Below are 16,974 nucleotides of genomic sequence, written 5' to 3'. Positions count from 1 at the left end.
CCGCCCCCCCGCCCCCCGCGCCCCCGCCGCCGGGGCCCGGCCCCCGGGCCCCGGCCGCCGGGGGGCGCGCAGCCCACCCCCCACCCGGCCGGAGCCGACGCTCGGCGCCGCGTCAGCGGGCCGTGCAAGACACCCGTTCCGCCTCGATCCGCTTGGCCACCGCTTCCTCCCCCAGCAGGGAAAGGTTCCGGCACAGGACGACCGAGCCGCCCGAGGCCAGCGGAGCGTACAGGCCCGCGCTCAGGCCCTCCCATGTGTCGTACGGCAGTCCGGACAGCAGCCGGGACCCCGGTCCCGTCAGTCCCAGCCCCGCCGCGTCGGCGACCGCCCGCTCCACGATCTCCGCGCCCGTCAGCTCGGCCCCGGCCACGATCAGCGCCGGCTCCTCCGGGTCCACCGGCGCGTACGGCACGAAGCGGTCGGCGAAGGCCGGCACGTCCACGGCGTAGTCGGCGTAACCGTCCGGCGGGGCCGGGACGAAGCGCCGGCCCAGGGGTGCGAGGGACAGCGCGTAGCGCTCGCCGGTGCACGCCAGCCCCCGCTCGAACTCCCCGGGCCCCGCCACGACGAAGTCCGCCCGCGCCGGGTCGCCGTCGACGTCCGCGACGACTCCGACCGAGGCGCACGCCAGCAGCCAGACCGCGGTCTGCCAGTGGGCGGGCAGGAGGAGGGCGACCCGGTCGCCGGGCTCGGCGGACCACCCGTCCTGGAGGAGGTTCGCGGTCTTGGCCACCCAATTGGCGAAGGTGGCCACGGACAATTCGACACGTTCACCCGTGGCGTCGTCGTAGAAGGTCACCAGCGGGCGCGCGGCATCCGCGGCGAGCGCGGAACTCAGCAGGTCGGCAGGGGTGCGATCGGTGGCGTTCACCCGCATCAGCGTACGCGCGCCGGCTCCCGCGCACCCATCGCCGCCCCGGCCCCCGGACGTGCCGCACGCCACCGGTTTGGCGCAACGGCAGCCGACGGCCCGTCAATTCCCCGATGGACAGATATGTCTGACTATGTCCAGGATCATTGGCATGCGTGGATTGCTTGCATCTTCGATCGGCGTCACTTGCGCGGCCGCACTCGCCCTTCCGCTGACCCCGCCCGCCGCGGCGGCCCCGGCACCGGCCGGGGCTCCCGCGGCCGCCGGGGTCCCCGGCAGCACCGCGTCGCTGCCCCTCGTCCCGCTCGGCAGCGACCGTGCCCCCGGCTCCGCCCTCCAGGGCGTGCCCCGCCGGGACACCGGGCACTTCTCCCTCGTCGGCGTCGTCTGGGACGACCCGGACGCCGTACTGAACGGCCGGGTGCAGGTACGCACCCGCGCCTTCGGCACCCACACCTGGTCCGACTGGCAGGACCTCGACACGCACAACGCGGACCACGGCGCCGACCCCGGCACCACCGAACGCACCTCCGGCCATGTCCACGGCGCCACCGCCCCGCTGTGGGTGGGCGACTCCGACGGCGTCGAGGTCCGGGTACGGGCCGAGACCCTCTCCAGCAGCCATGTCGAGGAGACCGGACGCGGCGTCAGGAACGTCACCGTCACCTCCTCCCCGCTGCCCGCCGGGATGCGCCTGGAACTGGTCGACCCCGGCCGGGACACCGCCCCGCACCGGCACGCCCCGGTCACCGCCCCGCGCCCCGGCGCCGTCGACGAGCCCGAGGAGGAGAGCGAGGACACCACCCAGGTCCGGGAGGTCGCCGACGCCAACGCCGGCCTGACCGGTGTGGCCCCCGGCGCCGCCGAGATCCCGGCCCTCGACCGCGCCGGGACCGAGCAGGAGCTGACCACCCTGCGCGGCGCCGAGATGAGCCAGCAGGAGCGCGCGAAGCCGTACATCGGGCCGCGCCCGCGTATCGTCACGCGGGCCGGCTGGGGCGCGGACGAGAAGTTGCGCGAGAGGGGCTTCGTGTACACGAAGTCGGTCAAGGCGGCCTTCGTGCACCACACGGCCACCGGCAACAACTACACCTGCGCCCAGGCCCCGTCGGTCATCCGCGGTATCTACCGCTACCACGTCAAGAGCATGGGCTGGCGGGACATCGGCTACAACTTCCTCGTCGACAAGTGCGGGAACATCTACGAGGGCCGGGCCGGCGGCGTGGCCAAGGCGGTCCTCGGCGCCCACACCCTCGGCTTCAACTCCAACAGCATGGGCGTCGCCGTCATCGGCACCTTCGGCTCCAGCAAGCCCTCGACGGCCGCGGTCACCTCCATCGCCCGGCTGGCGGCCTGGAAGCTCGGTCTGTACGGGATGAACCCGACCGCCAAGACATACCTGAAGTCCGGCGGTGGCAACCTCTACGCCAAGGGCAAGAACGTACGACTGAACGTGATCTCCGGTCACCGCGACGGCTTCGCCACCGACTGCCCGGGCAAACAGCTCTACGGCAAGCTCGGCACGGCCCGTTCCAAGGCGGCGGGTTACCAGGGGCGCTGAGGCCGGGACATACACTGGCCGGCCGAAAGACAGTTCGGCCGGTCCCGGCAGGAAGCAGAGACGACAGGTGACAGAAGCGATCCTTCTGGTCGGCGGCAAGGGAACCCGGCTGCGCCCGCTCACGGTCAACACGCCCAAACCCATGGTGCCGGCGGCGGGCGTGCCGTTCCTCACGCATCAGCTGGCGCGCGCGCGAGCGGCGGGCGTGGAGCACATCGTCCTCGCCACGTCGTATCTGGCCGAGGTGTTCGAGCCGTACTTCGGGGACGGCTCGTCGCTCGGACTGCACCTGGAGTACGTCACGGAGGAGGAGCCCCTCGGCACGGGCGGCGCGATCCGCAACGTGGCCGCGCGGCTCCACTCCGGCCCCGACGATCCCGTCCTCGTCTTCAACGGGGACATCCTGACCGGCCTGGACATCCGGGCCCTGGTCCGCACCCACGAGACGACGGGCGCGGACGTCTCCCTGCACCTGACGAAGGTCACGGACCCGCGCGCCTACGGTCTCGTCCCGACGGACGAGACCGGCCGGGTCCTGGCCTTCCTGGAGAAGCCGCAGACGCCGGAGGAGATCGTCACCGACCAGATCAACGCCGGTGCGTACGTCTTCCGCCGTTCCGTCATCGACACGATCCCGGCGGGCCGCCCGGTGTCGGTGGAGCGCGAGACGTTCCCCGGGCTGCTGGCGGCCGGCGCCCACCTCCAGGGCATGGTCGACTCCACGTACTGGCTCGACCTCGGCACTCCGGCCGCGTTCGTGCGCGGCTCGGCCGACCTGGTGCTGGGCCGGGCGCCGTCCCCGGCGGTCCCGGGCCGCTGCGGCGACCGTCTCGTCCTCCCCACGGCCACCGTCGCGCCCGACGCCAAGCTCACCGGCGGCACCGTGATCGGCGAGGGCGCCTTCATCGCGGAGGGCGCCCGCATCTTCGGCAGCACGATCCTGCCCGGCGCCGTCGTCGAACCGGGCGCCGTCATCACCGACTCCCTCGTCGGCACGAGGGCCCGCGTGGGCTCACGTACGGTGCTGACGGGCACCGTGATCGGCGACGGCGCGACCGTCGGCCCCGACAACGAACTCCGCGAGGGCGTCCGCGTGTGGTGCGACGCCCACATCCCGGCCGGGGCGCTCCGCTTCTCCTCGGACCAGTAGCCGACCGTTCGGCCGCGGATGCGTGGGTGGTTGCTCGCGCAGTTCGCCGCGCCCTGGGGGGTGCGGTCCCGACCGTGCATGACTACGGGCAGTCGTGCCTCCCCCAGCTCTGCGAGCAGGGTCCCGGGGCGGCACGGGCGGGCGCAGCGGCATCCCGTCGGCGCCGGTGAGCGCACCCGCCCCCACGCCGACCCTCACACGGGGCAGCGGCGCAGCCGACCCGCCGCTACAACCCCCGGATGTCCCCGACGGGAAAGCGGGGCGCGCGCCGTGCCGGTGTCCTGCCGCTCAGCAGGATCAGGCGTGCCGCCCGATGCCGCTGCCCGGCGTACGGCTTCAGCAGGCGCAGCATCTCCGTGTCGTCGGCGTGGCGGTCGCCCGCCAGCGCCCATCCCACGATCCCCGGCAGATGCAGATCCCCCACGGTCACCGCGTCCGCCGCCCCATGGCTGCGCTGCACGGTCTCCGCCGACGTCCACGGGCCGATGCCCGGCACCACCTCCAGCCGGGCCTGCGCCGCCGCCGGAGGCATCCGCGTCGCCTCCTCCAGCCGCGCGGCGACCCGCACGGCCCGCAGGATCGTCGACGCCCTCTTGTCGTCGACGCCGGCGCGGTGCCACTCCCAGGACGGGATCAGGGCCCAGTCCCGCGCGGTGGGCATCACGTACATCCGGCCGGGGGCCGGCCCCGGCGCCGGTTCACCGAAACGCCGTACCAGCAGCCGCCACGCCCGGTACGCCTCGACCGTCGTGACCTTCTGCTCCAGCACCGACGGAATCAGCGACTCCAGCACCAGCCCGGTGCGCCCGAGCCGCAGCCCGGGCCGCCGGTGCCGGGCCAGGGCCACGATCTTGTGGCGCGGCGCGAAGGCCGACGGATCGTCCTCGGCGCCGCACAGCCGCGGCAACTGCTCCAGCAGCCACTCGGCGCCCGGCCCCCACGCGTCCCCGCGCACGGTCCCGGCGCGCATCGTCACGCGCAGCGTCCCCGGCCCGGCCGGTGTCCGGCTGGTCCGCCACACCGACCCGTCCGGCATGGCCTGGAACGTCGGGTCGCCGGGGCCGCGCCGCAGCGGGCCGAGGACCAGGCCGAGGTCGAGCGGCCCGTCCGGGGTCCAGGTCCGCACCCGCCCGGGCGCCGGCGCCGGCCGCGGCACCGCTCCCAGGGGTACGGCGACCTCGCCGCCGCGCACGGTCGTACGCGTCGGCCGGGGGGCGAACCGTCCAGCCACGAATGAGGTCCCGGGGTGAGGAGGGAAAGATGAGACGTTACGAGCGTACGGTCAGCGCACCTCGATGAAGCCCCCCGCGTCCCGTTCCGGCCGGGGCCGCGGCTCCTCGTCCGGGTGACCGACGGCCACCGCGCCCATCGGGTCCCAGTCCGCGGGCAGGCCCAGCACCTCTCGCACGACGTCCCGGCAGAACATCGTCGAGGACACCCACGCCGACCCGAGCCGCTCCCCGGCCAGCGCGACGAGGAAGTTCTGCACCCCGGCGCCGGCCGCGACGACGAACATCTCCCGCTCGGCCGCGTCCCGGCGTTCGTCGCCATAGGTGTGGGAGCCGTCCATCACGAGGCAGGGGACGACCAGGTAGGGGGCGTTGCGCAGGACGTCACCGCGGCGCACCCGCTTGGCGATGGACTCCTCGCTCTTGCCGTCCCGGCGCAGGTCGGCGATCCAGGCGTCCCGCATCGCGTCCAGCAGGCGGGTGCGGGACTCCTGCGACTCCAGCAGCACGAAGCGCCAGGGGGTGGTGTGGTGCGGCGCCGGAGCCGTCACCGCGGCCGCGACCGCTCTGCGGACCGCGCCCGGGTCGACCGGGGCGTCCGTGAACGCCCGCACCGTACGGCGCTGGGTGACCGCCTGCCGGATCGCCTCGGAGGTGCCGAGGCGGAACATGTCGTCGCGCGCACCGCGCACCAGGGCCCGGGCCCCGTCGGTGTCGTCGTCGGACACCGTGTGGGGGAGTCCGCGCACGACGGCCACCGGGAGCCCGGCGGCCTTGCCCTTGACCAGGTCGCCGGCGGCGGCCAGCTCGTCCGCGGTCGCCACGACGGTCGCGCTGAGCGGGTTGCCGTACGCGTCCGTGCCGCCGCGCAGGTCGTCCAGCACGCGCACCCCCGCGGCGCCGATCGCGACGTCCGTGAGTCCGGAGCGCCAGGGCCGCCCGAACGTGTCGGTGACGACGACGCCGACGCGGACGCCGAGCAGGTCGCGCAGGCCGGAGCGGATCGCCCGCGCCGAGGCGTCGGGGTCCTCGGGCAGCAGCAGCACCGTACCCGCGGGCGTGTTGGAGGCGTCGACCCCGGCCGCCGCCATGACCAGGCCCTGCCGGTTCTCCACGATGCGCAGGGTGCCGCGCCGGGCGACCACGCGGACCGTCTCGGCGTCGATCGCGGCCTCCCGGTCGGCGGCCTCGACGATCCGGCCCTCCGCCTTGGAGAGGATCTTGGAGGTGACGATGACGACGTCCCCGTCGGCCAGGCCGGGCTCGGCGGCGGCGATCAGCTTGGCGAGGTCGTCACCGGGCCGGATCTCGGGGAGGCCGGACAGCGCCCACACCCGGTAGCCCTCGGCGGGCGGCGCGCTCACTGTCCCCGCACCTCCTCGGCCAGGGCGAGGGCCGCACGGGCCATCTGCGCGGTGGCGTCGACGTCCGTCATCATCAGCGGTACGGCCCGGCAGCGGATGCCGGCCGCCTCGACCCGCTCGACCGCGCCCGCGTCGACGGTGTCGACGAGCCAGCCGTCGAGCAGTCCGGAGCCGTAGTGCTCGGCGACCGCCGTGGCGGTGGACTCCACGCCGACCGCCGCGAGCACCTTGTCCGCCATCCCGCGCACGGGCGCGTCCCCGACGATGGGGGACAGGCCCACCGCCGGCACGCCGGCCTCCGCGATGGCCTCGCGGATGCCGGGCACGGCGAGGATGGTGCCGATGGAGACGACGGGGTTGGACGGCGGGAAGAGGATCACGTCCGCCGCGGCGATGGCCTCGAGGACGCCCGGCGCGGGCTTGGCCTGCTCGGCGCCGACGGGGACGACGGCCTCGGCCGGGACCGAGGCGCGCAGCTTCACCCAGTACTCCTGGAAGTGGACGGCCTTGCGCTCGCCGTCGATCTCGACGGCGACATGGGTCTCGACGCGGTCGTCGGTCATCGGGATGAGCTTCACGCCCGGCTGCCAGCGGTCGCACAGCGCTTCCGTGACGGCGCTGAGCGGGTAGCCGGCGCCGATCATCTGCGTCCGCACGATGTGCGTGGCGAAGTCCCGGTCGCCCAGCCCGAACCACTCCGGCCCGACACCGTAGGCGGCGAGCTCCTCCTTGAGGTGGAACGTCTCGTCGGCTCTTCCCCAGCCCTGCTCCTCGTTGATGCCGCCGCCGAGCGTGTACATCACCGTGTCGAGGTCCGGGCAGACCTTCAGCCCGAAGAGGTGGATGTCGTCGCCGGTGTTGCCGATGACCGTGATGTCCGCGTCCGGCGCGGCCTGCTTCAGACCGCGCAGGAAACGGGCACCGCCGATGCCGCCTGCCAGAACCACAATGCGCATGGGCCCAAGTCTGGCAGGCGGGTACGACAAAGTGTCAGACGGTCACACGCGGCTGCCGGCGGCCTCGCAGTGCGGGGCGGTGTGCATCGGCATCTCGGTCAGGCCCGGGAAGTACACATGGAGGCTGACGGCCGGCTCGAGGGTGTCGTTGACGACCTCGTGCACATAGCCCGGGGCGAACACCCGCTGGGCGCCGGCGGCCAACGCGCGCGTGCCGCGGTCGGTGCGCTCGGTCAGGGTGCCGTCCAGCACGGTGAGCACGCCGGAGGAGGGCCCGTGGTCGTGCTGTCCGCTGCCCTGACCGGGCACCCAGGACAGCAGCCACACCTCGTAGCCGGGTCCGGTGCGCAGCCGGTGGTACCAGCGGCTCGTCGCGTCGTAGCGCACCAGGTGCTCCCACTGGGCGCGGTCGGCCGCGACGCTGCGGGCGAGGCCGACGAAGTCGGCGACGGTGGCGGGGTGCTCACGCGGGGGCTGCAGCAGGTGCGGGACCTCGAGGAGGTCGCCGGCGATCTGGAGGTCGCTGTCGCTGTTCATGCGGTGGGGGGTCCCTTGGCGGAGAGTGCGGGAACGGGTGCCCCGTGGGCGAGGGCGGGGGGAGCAAACGGCGGCCCCGGGACGGTGTCCCGGCGGGCGGCTGGAGCTACGGTCGGCTCAACAGCTGGGACAGCAACAGCTACGGCGAACACACGCAGCACCGAGGGACCCGGCGCTGCGGGTCGTCACGGATGCCAAGTTCGCGAGCATGCCCACAAGGACAGCGGTTCACACCTTCACTGTCAACTCGACGACCGGTATGTGGGACAAGCTTCACCTCTTCCGGTGCATGTGTGAGGCGAAAGGTTTGCTCACCCGTTCACCGGGACACATGCGGCACATCCGGGTGCGCAAGCTGCGTTGCGATCTCGTGATCCGACTGTGATCTTGTTCGCTTCGCCGTGTGCACAGGAACGGGATCGAACGCACGGGCGTCTTTCTCCGTACAGGCCCTGTGAGGGGTCCTCGAGGCGGAAGGCAGCCTTCCGGACCCCGTCTGTGTGTCAAGGTTTATGGCGATTTGAACACTTTCCGCACCGCCTTGGTTCCGCAGAGTGAATAAGGGGCCCAATAGCAGATCTCGGCTTGACTCGCCCGGAGCAGCACACTTGTAATTTCACTCGTGTCGTTCAGCCGGAATCGGTAACGGCTACATCACGGGGACGCGGAAAGACAGACGAGGGGCGCACATGACCGAGACGGTGCAGCAACTGCTGGTCGACGACGCGGGCGAGGAACTCGGCTGGCAGGAGCGCGCGCTGTGCGCCCAGACCGACCCCGAGTCCTTCTTCCCCGAGAAGGGCGGCTCCACGAGAGAGGCCAAGAAGGTCTGCCTCGCGTGCGAAGTCCGCTCCGAGTGCCTGGAGTACGCCCTCGCCAACGACGAACGGTTCGGCATCTGGGGCGGCCTGTCCGAGCGGGAGCGCCGGCGGCTGAAGAAGGCCGCCGTCTGACCGCGGCATGACCGGCTTCTGACCGAACAACCGCGGACTGTTCCGCACAAACGACTCGAACGGCCCGTCGCGGGTGGGTTGTCCACAGGCGGCGGGCCGCGGTCATGCCCAGCCGATAGTGTGGTCGCTCGTCCGAGACGCCCCACCGCCCGCAGGCGGCACAGGCGTCCACCGCAGTCCACCGAACCGGGGCCCGTACCTCGATGACCGTGCACAGCCACACCGCAGCCCAGCAAGACGGGGCCGCGACACCTGAGTTCCCGCGTCACGTGGTGACCGCGGTCCTCGTCTCCCACGACGGCGCCCGCTGGCTGCCCGACGCGCTCGCCGGGCTGCTCGGCCAGGAGCGCCCCGTGCAGTACGCCGTCGCCGCCGACACCGGCAGCGCCGACGACTCCGCCCAGCTGGTCACGGCCGCCCTCGGCGCCGACCGCGTCCTCCACCTCGCCCGCCGCACCGGCTTCGGCCAGGCCGTCGAGGAGGCGACCCGCACCGCCCCGCACCTCACCCCCGAGGAACTGCCCTACCTGAAGCGGCCCAGCGGCTGGGACCCCGTCACGCGCACGTGGCGCGACGACGCCTACGACCTGCCCGAACTGCCGCACGGTGAACCCGTCCAGTGGCTGTGGCTGCTGCACGACGACTGCGCCCCCGAACCCGACGCGCTCGCCGAGCTGCTGCGCGTCGTCGACCGCGAACTGGAGCTCGGCCGCGACGACGTGGCCGTCGTCGGCCCCAAGCTGCGCGGCTGGTACGACCGCCGCCAACTGCTCGAGGTCGGCGTCTCCATCGCCAACTCCGGCCGCCGCTGGACCGGCCTGGACCGCCGCGAACAGGACCAGGGACAGCACGACCACGTCCGTGACGTGCTGTCGGTGTCCAGCGCCGGCATGCTCGTCCGCCGCGACGTCTTCGAACAGCTCGGCGGCTTCGACCGCCGCCTGCCCCTCATGCGGGACGACGTCGACCTGTGCTGGCGCGCGCACGCCGCCGGCCACCGCGTCCTGATCGCCCCCGAAGCCGTCGTACGGCACGCCGAGGCCGCCTCCCGCGAGCGCCGCGCCGTCGACTGCGCCGGCCGCACCACCGCCTCCCCGCACAAGGTCGACAAGGCCGGCGCGGTCTACACCCTGCTCGTCAACGCCCGCACCGCCGTACTGCCCTGGATCGTGCTCCGCGTCGTCCTCGGCACCCTGCTGCGCACCGTCGCCTACCTCGTCGGCAAGGTCCCCGGACAGGCCGTCGACGAGATCCGCGGCCTGCTCGGCACCCTGCTGCGGCCCGAGCGGATCATCGCCGGCCGGCGCCATCGCGGACGGCCCGCGGTCGACAAGGGCGAACTGCGGCCCCTGTTCCCGCCGCCCGGAGCGACCGTGCGGGCCACCTTCGAACAGGTCGCGGGCAACCTCTTCGGCGGCACCGACCCGGAGACCTCCTCGGCCGGCCGGCACGGCGGCGCCGTCGAGTCGGGGCCCGGCGGCGACGACGCCGAATTCCTGGAGATCGAGCAGTTCGCGCGACTGAAGCGCATCGCCCGCAAGCCGGGCCCGGTGCTCTTCCTGGTGCTGCTGGCCGTCTCCCTGGTCGCCTGCCGCAACCTCCTCGGCGGCGGCGCCCTCGCCGGCGGCGCGCTGCTGCCCGCCCCGGCCGACGCCTCCGAGCTGTGGTCCCGCTACCTCGACGCCTGGCATCCGGTCGGCGCCGGCGGCGACCCGTCCGCGCCGCCCTACCTGGCGATCCTCGCGCTGCTGGCGTCCGTGCTGTTCGGCTCGACCGGGCTCGCCGTCACCGTCCTGCTGGTCGGCTCCGTCCCGCTGGCCGGCTTCACCGCGTACTTCGCCTCCCGCCCGCTCGTCGAGTCCCGGCTGCTGCGCGCCTGGGCGGCCATCGCGTACGCCTTCCTGCCCGCCGCCACCGGCGCCCTCGCCGGCGGCCGCATCGGCACCGCCGTCCTCGCCGTCCTGCTGCCGCTGATCGCCCGCGCGGGCATCGCCGCGAGCGGCCTCGCCGGCCCCTCCGGCGCACGCGGCAGTTGGCGCGCCACCTGGGCCTACGCCCTGCTGCTGACCCTCACCACGGCGTTCACGCCGATCGTGTGGCCCATCGCGCTGATCCTCGGCATCGCGGTCCTGGTCCTGCGCCGAGGCGACCTGCCCGCCCAGGCCCTGCGCTTCCTGGCCCAGCTGGGCACCCCGCTGCTGGTCCTCGCGCCCTGGTCCCTGTCCCTGCTGCCGTTCGGCTTCTTCACCGAGGCCGGCCTGGACTACGGCAGCTCCTCCGCCTCCGCGCTCGACCTGCTCGGCGCGAGCCCGGGCGGCCCCGGCACCGTCGACGGGCTGATGCTCATCGGCATCGTGCTGGCCGCACTCGCCGCCCTGATGCGCTCCGAGCGTCAGCGGGGCATCTGGACCGCCTGGGCCGTCGCCCTCGTGGCCCTCGTCTTCGCCGTCCTGTCCAACAGCTCCACCTGGGCCGGCCCCGCCACCCTGGTCTACGGCCTCGCCCTGCTCGCCGCCGCCGTCCTCGGCGCCGACGGAGCCCGCACGCGCGTGGCCGAGCAGAGCTTCGGCTGGCGCCAGCCGGTCGCCGCGCTGATCGCCTTCGCCTCCGCCGCCGGCCCCCTGCTCGTCGCCGCCGGCTGGATGATCGGCGGCGCCGAAGGGCCGCTGGAGCGCCGCGACCCGGTGCAGGTGCCCGCCTTCGTCGCCGAGGAGAGCAGCACCCGCGACCAGGCCCGCACCCTCGTCCTCGACAGCGACTCCACCGCCCATGTGAGCTACATGCTGGTCCGCGGCTCCGGCGCCCGCCTCGGCGACGCCGAACTCGCCGCCGCCGACGGCGAGAACGACCGGCTCGACAAGACCGTCGCCAACCTCGTCGCCGGCTCCGGCGCCGACCAGGCCGATCAGCTCGGCGCGTTCGCCGTGCGCTACGTCCTCGTCCACAAGGGCGCGCCCCGCGAGGTCACCCGCGTCCTGGACGCCACCCCCGGCCTGAGCCGGCTCAGCGAACAGAACGGCAGCGGCCTGTGGCGGGTGGACCGCGAGGTCTCCCGCGCCGCCGTCGTCCCCGCCTCCGGCACCGGCGCCCCGCAGGCCGTCGCGGCCGGCCCCGTGGAGATCCACACCACGCTCCCCGCCGGCCAGGGCACGCGCGTGCTGCGCCTGGCCGACGCCGCCGCCGACGGCTGGAGCGCCACCCTGGACGGCAAGCCGCTCAAGGCCACCACCGTCGACGGCTGGGCGCAGGGCTTCGAACTGCCGGCCTCCGCCGGAAAGCTCGACGTCTCCTACGACGACCCGTTCGGCCACACCGCCTGGCTGTGGCTCCAGGGCGCCCTCGCCGTCGTCCTCGTCGTCCTCGCCCTGCCCGGGCGGCGCCGCGACGTCGACGACGACCTGCCCGAGGAGCCCGTGATCCCGGCCCAGCCGGTCGCCGGCGAGGGCCGCCGCGCCCGCCGCCTGCGCGCCCAGGCCGAGGCGGAGGCCGCGGCCGGGGAGGAGCAGCCCGTGCCCGCTCCGGCGGAGCAGCCCCCGGCGCCCCTCCCGCAGCAGCAGTCCTACGACCAGTGGGACACGCCCGCCCCCGCCACCACCGGCTACTCCGGCTACGACCCGTACCAGGCGGACCAGCAGCAGTACCCGGCAGGCGGCGGCTACGACCAGGCCTACCAGGCCGACCCGTACCAGGCCGGCGGCTACGACCCCTACGGCTACGGCGGCCAGACCCAGGCCGGTGCCTACGACCCGACGGCGTATCAGCAGCCGTACGACCAGGGGTACGACGCGACGGCGTACGGCCAGGCACAGCCGCAACCGCACGACGGCGGCCATGAGCGCCCCGACGGGAGCCAGCAGTGAACCGCACGACCCTGTCCCTGATCGCCGGCGCGACCGCGCTCGCCGCCGTGACCGGCTTCGCCGCGCTCAGCTCCCCGGACGCCTCCGGCGCGGACACCGCCGAGGCCGCCGCCCAGCGGCCCGTGGAGCGCACCACGCTGCTCTGCCCGGCGCCCAGTCAGTCCGACCTCGCCGACACGGCGTACACGTCCTTCACGCCCGTCACCCAGGGCGTCTCGGGCGCCGGCACGGCCGAACTCAAGGCCGCCGCCGAGCAGTCGCCCGACAGCGCGGGCGGCAAGGACAAGAAGGGCAAGAAGGGGCCCGCGAAGAGCGGTGCGCCGGTCCTCACGCCCAAGCAGCCCGGAACCCCCGCCACCGCGGAGGCGTCCGGCGCGGACGTGCCCGCGCTGATCGGCACCGCGCAGGGCAGGTTCGCGCCCGGCTGGACGGTCCAGCAGACCACCGAGGTCGCCGCCGGCAACGGGCGCGGTCTGCAGGGCGTCAACTGCACGGCGCCCGACACCGAGTTCTGGTTCCCCGGCGCCAGCACCGCCGCCGACCGCACCGACTACGTGCACCTGACCAACCCGGACGACTCCGCCGCCGTCGCCGACATCGAGCTCTACGGCAAGGACGGCGCGGTGAAGTCGACGGTCGGGGAGGGCATCACCGTCCCGCCGCACGGCGCCGAGCCGATCCTGCTGTCCACGCTGACCGACGACCGGCAGGACAACCTCACCGTCCACGTCACCGTCCGCAGCGGCCGGGTCGGCGCCGCCGTCCAGGCCCTCGACCAGAAGCTCGGCGGCGACTGGCTGCCCGCGGCCGCGGACCCGGCACCGAGCCTGGTGCTGCCCGGCATCCCCAAGGACGCGGTGTCCGTCCGCCTGGTCGCCTTCACGCCCGGCGGCTCCGACGCCGATCTGAAGGTGCGCCTGGCCTCACCGTCCGGGCCGATCACCCCGGCAGGCAACGAGACGCTGCACGTCAAGTCCGGCATGACCAGTGTCCTCGACCTCGGTGACGTCACCCGCGGCGAGGCCGGATCGCTCGTGCTGACCCCGACGGACCGCGCCGTGCCGGTGGTGGCCGCGCTGCGGGTGGTGCGCGGCAAGGGCGACCAGCAGGAGACGGCGTTCATCCCGGCGACCGCGGCCGTGGGCACGCGCGCGACGGTCGCCGACAACAGCGCCAAGGGCACCACGCTCTTCCTCACCGCGCCCACGGCGAGCGCCCAGGTGAAGGTCACCGCCTCGGCCGGCAGCGAGGGCGGTGCGGCGGCGACCCAGACGTACACGATCAAGGCGGGCACCACGCAGGACGTGCGGATCCCCGTCCCCAGCGGCCTGAAGGGGACGTACGCGCTGACGGTCGAGCAGGTCTCGGGCGGCCCGGTCTACGCCGCCCGCATGCTCGCGGCGACGGAGGACGGGGTTCCGGCCTTCACGGTCCAGACCCTGCCGAACGACCGCGGCACGGTCGCGGTGCCCGAGGCGGACGAGGACCTGGCGGTCCTGCAGAAGTAGGGCGACGCGGGCGGGGCCGGGCGCACGTGCGGCGTCCGGCTCAGTCCTCGCCGTGGCGGGGATCCACTCAGTCCTCGCCGTAGCGGGGATCCACCGTCTCCGGGGTCAGCCCGAGCAGCTCGGCGACCTGCTCCACCACGATCTCGTGCACCAGCGCGGCCCGCTCGTCGCGTCCCTTGGTGCGGATCTCCACGGGCCGCCGGTACACCACCACGCGCGCCCGCCGGCCGTCGCGCGCCGGGATGATCCCGCCCAGCGGCACGGCCTCGTCGTTCCACGGCTGCCCGGGGCCGTCCAGCCGCGGCACCTCCAGCACCAGGAAATCGATGTCGGCGAGCTGCGGCCAGTGCCGCTCCAGGCGGTCCACGGAGTCCTGCACCAGGTCCGCGAACACCTCGGCGCGGCTCGCCGCGAGCGGCACCTGCGGCGGCGCGATCGGCCCGCGCATCCCCCGGCCGTGGCGATCACGGCGGCGGGGCCCGGGGCCCGTGGCACGGGGCGGTACGGCGTTGTCCATCACTGGTGCAGCGTAGTCCTCGGCGCCCCCGGGCGCCCGGCCTGTGGGTGACGGTTCGGCCACGGGGAGTCGACGGTGTCCGGCGTGTCGCAGCTTGACCATTCCAGCCAACTTCGGCTCGTTTCCGTATCTCTACATGACCGCGGACCTCCAGCCGATTGGTGGTGTTTGTACGGAGAAATGACCGGGCCGCGATCCGTCGCACGTCGGAAAGAGGGACGTCGGCGCAGGTCAGCGAGGTCGCTCTGGAAGGCTGTGTGGGACGTTTCACAGCCCGACACGGGGGAGTGACCTGGTGGAGAGTCGTCGCGGCCCGCTCAAGAGTGCGGTACCGTCCAACATCGTGAGCCCTGTACGTCGCTGTTCGCGCACCGCCTGCGGCCGACCCGCCGTCGCGACGCTGACGTACGTCTACGCCGACTCGACCGCGGTCCTCGGCCCGCTCGCCACCTACGCCGAACCCCACTGCTACGACCTGTGCGCCGAGCACTCCGAGCGCCTCACCGCCCCGCGCGGCTGGGAAGTCGTACGCCTGCTGGACGGCTCCGCTCCCGCGCGCCCCAGCGGGGACGACCTGGAAGCGCTCGCCAACGCCGTCCGCGAGGCGGCCCGCCCCCACGAACGGGCGGCCGAGGCCGGCGGCGCGGCACGCTCGGCGGACCCGATGGAGGTCGCCCGCCGCGGCCATCTGCGGGTACTGCGTTCCCCCGACAACTGAGCCGCACGCCCCTCACCCCGTCGCCCTCGGACCGGCGGCTTGACCTGAGGTTACGGCTCGCCGTCCACTCGGTGACCGCTCCTTCCGCAGCCGATACGGGCGGGTAGGTTGGGGCGACCGACGGGGACGTTCAGGAGGAAGTGGCCGTGGCTGGTGATCTGTCGCAGCTCGTGAAGGCGTACGACGTGCGCGGGGTGGTTCCGGACCAGTGGGACGAGTCGCTGGCCGAACTCTTCGGCATGGCCTTCGCCCAGGTGACCGGCGCCGACGCGATCGTCGTCGGCCACGACATGCGGCCCTCCTCACCCGGCCTGTCCCGTGCATTCGCACGCGGCGCGGCGGCACGCGGCGTGGACGTCACCGAGATCGGCCTGTGCTCGACGGACCAGCTGTACTACGCCTCCGGCGCGCTGGACCTGCCCGGCGCGATGTTCACCGCCTCGCACAACCCGGCCCAGTACAACGGCATCAAGATGTGCCGGGCCGGCGCCGCGCCCGTCGGGCAGGACACCGGGCTGGCCGAGATCCGCGCGCTGGTCGAGCAGTGGAGCGTCTCCGGTGCGCCGGAGCCGGCCGTGACGCCGGGAACCCTGGGCGCGCGCGAGACGTTGCAGGACTACGCGGCCTACCTGAAGTCCCTCGTCGACCTGACCTCCATCCGGCCCCTGAAGGTCGTCGTCGACGCGGGCAACGGCATGGGCGGCCACACCGTGCCCACGGTGCTGGACGGTCTGCCCGTGCACCTGGTGCCGATGTACTTCGAGCTGGACGGCACCTTCCCCAACCACGAGGCCAACCCTCTGGACCCGGCCAACCTCGTCGACCTCCAGGCGCGGGTGCGCAAGGAGGGCGCCGACCTGGGCCTCGCCTTCGACGGCGACGCCGACCGCTGCTTCGTCGTCGACGAGCGGGGAGAGCCGGTGTCCCCCTCGGCGATCACCGCGCTGGTCGCGTCGCGGGAGCTCGCGCGCAACGGCGGCAAGGGCACGATCATCCACAATCTGATCACCTCCTGGTCGGTGCCGGAGGTCGTCGCCGAACACGGGGGCACGCCCGTGCGCACCCGTGTCGGCCACTCCTTCATCAAGGCGGAGATGGCGCGTACGGGGGCGATCTTCGGCGGCGAGCACTCCGCGCACTACTACTTCCGGGACTTCTGGAACGCGGACACGGGCATGCTGGCGGCGCTGCACGTCCTCGCCGCCCTCGGGGAACAGGACGGCACACTGTCGGCTCTGGTGGCCCAGTACGACCGGTACGCCGGCTCCGGGGAGATCAACTCCACCGTCGCCGACCAGGCGGCCCGCGTGGCGGCGATCCGCGCGGCGTACGTGGGGCGCGAGGGCGTCACCCTGGACACGCTCGACGGCCTCACGGTGAGCGCCGCCGACTGGTGGTTCAACGTCCGCCCGTCCAACACGGAACCGCTGCTGCGACTGAACGCGGAGGCACGGGACGCGGCACGGATGGCGAAGGTACGGGACGAGGTGCTGGGGATCATCCGGGGGTGAGCGTCGCCTGCGGCGGGCGGTTGTTCGGCTGCGGGCCCGTGGGTGGTTGCTCGCGGTTCGTCCCCGCGGGTGTGTGGGTGGTTGCTCGCGCCGTTCCCCGCGCCCCTTTTTGTGCCTGCGGCGGCCCGTTGCGGTGCGGTGGCCGGTTGCGGTCGCGCCTGCGGCCGGTGGGTGGGTCGGGGCCGGGGTGGGGGGTGTCCGTCCTCGGTCCGGCCGCCCGTCACTCGATACGGCGCCCT

At 73.8% G+C, this 16,974-nt stretch carries 13 protein-coding genes; 7 read left to right on the top strand and 6 right to left on the bottom strand.

What is annotated here, in order from left to right; translation table 11 throughout:
* Nucleotides 1-112 precede the first annotated feature (112 nt).
* Nucleotides 113-871: a TIGR03089 family protein gene (locus AB0E88_RS35070; protein ID WP_361639054.1), complete on the bottom strand. Its 759-nt coding sequence runs from the start codon at nucleotides 869-871 to the stop codon at nucleotides 113-115.
* A gap of 151 nt (nucleotides 872-1,022) precedes the next feature.
* Here AB0E88_RS35070 and AB0E88_RS35065 point away from each other — a divergent pair, with 151 nt between their 5' ends.
* Nucleotides 1,023-2,432, top strand: a complete 1,410-nt coding sequence (locus tag AB0E88_RS35065) for a peptidoglycan recognition protein (protein ID WP_361639052.1) — start codon at nucleotides 1,023-1,025, stop codon at nucleotides 2,430-2,432.
* A gap of 67 nt (nucleotides 2,433-2,499) precedes the next feature.
* The gene (locus AB0E88_RS35060; RefSeq protein ID WP_361639049.1) at nucleotides 2,500-3,582 is read left to right on the top strand and encodes an NDP-sugar synthase; all 1,083 of its coding nucleotides are present in this window, start codon (nucleotides 2,500-2,502) and stop codon (nucleotides 3,580-3,582) included.
* A gap of 226 nt (nucleotides 3,583-3,808) precedes the next feature.
* Here the strand turns inward: AB0E88_RS35060 and AB0E88_RS35055 are convergent, their stop codons facing one another.
* The 4 genes from AB0E88_RS35055 to AB0E88_RS35040 are packed head-to-tail and all read right to left on the bottom strand — an operon-like array spanning nucleotide 3,809 to nucleotide 7,668.
* Nucleotides 3,809-4,813, bottom strand: coding sequence for a DNA-3-methyladenine glycosylase 2 family protein (locus tag AB0E88_RS35055; RefSeq protein WP_361639047.1), 1,005 nt, complete (start codon nucleotides 4,811-4,813; stop codon nucleotides 3,809-3,811).
* Between the two features lie 51 nt (nucleotides 4,814-4,864).
* Nucleotides 4,865-6,175 carry a coenzyme F420-0:L-glutamate ligase gene (locus tag AB0E88_RS35050; RefSeq protein WP_361639045.1) on the bottom strand — a complete coding sequence of 437 codons (1,311 nt, stop codon included), beginning with the start codon at nucleotides 6,173-6,175 and terminating at the stop codon, nucleotides 4,865-4,867.
* Nucleotides 6,172-7,131 (bottom strand): 2-phospho-L-lactate transferase, encoded by a 960-nt coding sequence (cofD, locus tag AB0E88_RS35045; protein WP_361639042.1) that lies wholly within the window; start codon nucleotides 7,129-7,131, stop codon nucleotides 6,172-6,174. The genes AB0E88_RS35050 and cofD overlap by 4 nt, the downstream gene beginning before the upstream one ends.
* Nucleotides 7,132-7,173: 42 nt before the next feature.
* On the bottom strand, nucleotides 7,174-7,668 hold the full coding sequence (locus AB0E88_RS35040; RefSeq protein WP_361639040.1) for a cysteine dioxygenase family protein: 495 nt from the start codon (nucleotides 7,666-7,668) through the stop codon (nucleotides 7,174-7,176).
* Nucleotides 7,669-8,357: 689 nt separating this feature from the next.
* On the opposite strand from AB0E88_RS35040, the gene AB0E88_RS35035 reads away from it, so the two are divergent.
* The 3 genes from AB0E88_RS35035 to AB0E88_RS35025 all read left to right on the top strand — a co-directional run bounded on the left by AB0E88_RS35035 (nucleotide 8,358) and on the right by AB0E88_RS35025 (nucleotide 13,989).
* Entirely contained in the window at nucleotides 8,358-8,621 is a 264-nt protein-coding gene (locus tag AB0E88_RS35035) for a WhiB family transcriptional regulator (RefSeq protein WP_361639037.1), read from the top strand.
* Nucleotides 8,622-8,824: 203 nt separating this feature from the next.
* A complete protein-coding gene (locus AB0E88_RS35030) occupies nucleotides 8,825-12,481 on the top strand; it encodes a glycosyltransferase (RefSeq protein ID WP_361639034.1) in 3,657 nt (1,218 codons plus the stop codon).
* Nucleotides 12,478-13,989, top strand: a complete 1,512-nt coding sequence (locus AB0E88_RS35025) for a DUF5719 family protein (protein WP_361639031.1) — start codon at nucleotides 12,478-12,480, stop codon at nucleotides 13,987-13,989. The genes AB0E88_RS35030 and AB0E88_RS35025 overlap by 4 nt, the downstream gene beginning before the upstream one ends.
* 67 nt (nucleotides 13,990-14,056) lie before the next feature.
* Here the strand turns inward: AB0E88_RS35025 and AB0E88_RS35020 are convergent, their stop codons facing one another.
* The gene (locus AB0E88_RS35020; RefSeq protein ID WP_361639057.1) at nucleotides 14,057-14,506 is read right to left on the bottom strand and encodes a metallopeptidase family protein; all 450 of its coding nucleotides are present in this window, start codon (nucleotides 14,504-14,506) and stop codon (nucleotides 14,057-14,059) included.
* Nucleotides 14,507-14,801: 295 nt separating this feature from the next.
* On the opposite strand from AB0E88_RS35020, the gene AB0E88_RS35015 reads away from it, so the two are divergent.
* Nucleotides 14,802-15,224 (top strand): DUF3499 domain-containing protein, encoded by a 423-nt coding sequence (locus AB0E88_RS35015; RefSeq protein ID WP_361639029.1) that lies wholly within the window; start codon nucleotides 14,802-14,804, stop codon nucleotides 15,222-15,224.
* A 146-nt stretch (nucleotides 15,225-15,370) separates the two neighbouring features.
* Entirely contained in the window at nucleotides 15,371-16,735 is a 1,365-nt protein-coding gene (locus AB0E88_RS35010) for a phosphomannomutase/phosphoglucomutase (RefSeq protein WP_361639026.1), read from the top strand.
* Nucleotides 16,736-16,974: the final 239 nt, after the last annotated feature.

Source organism: Streptomyces sp. NPDC028635 (assembly GCF_040637635.1).
Lineage (GTDB): Bacteria > Actinomycetota > Actinomycetes > Streptomycetales > Streptomycetaceae > Streptomyces.
Note: the sequence above shows the minus strand (reverse complement) of the source record. Positions and strands in the feature narration are given on the sequence as shown.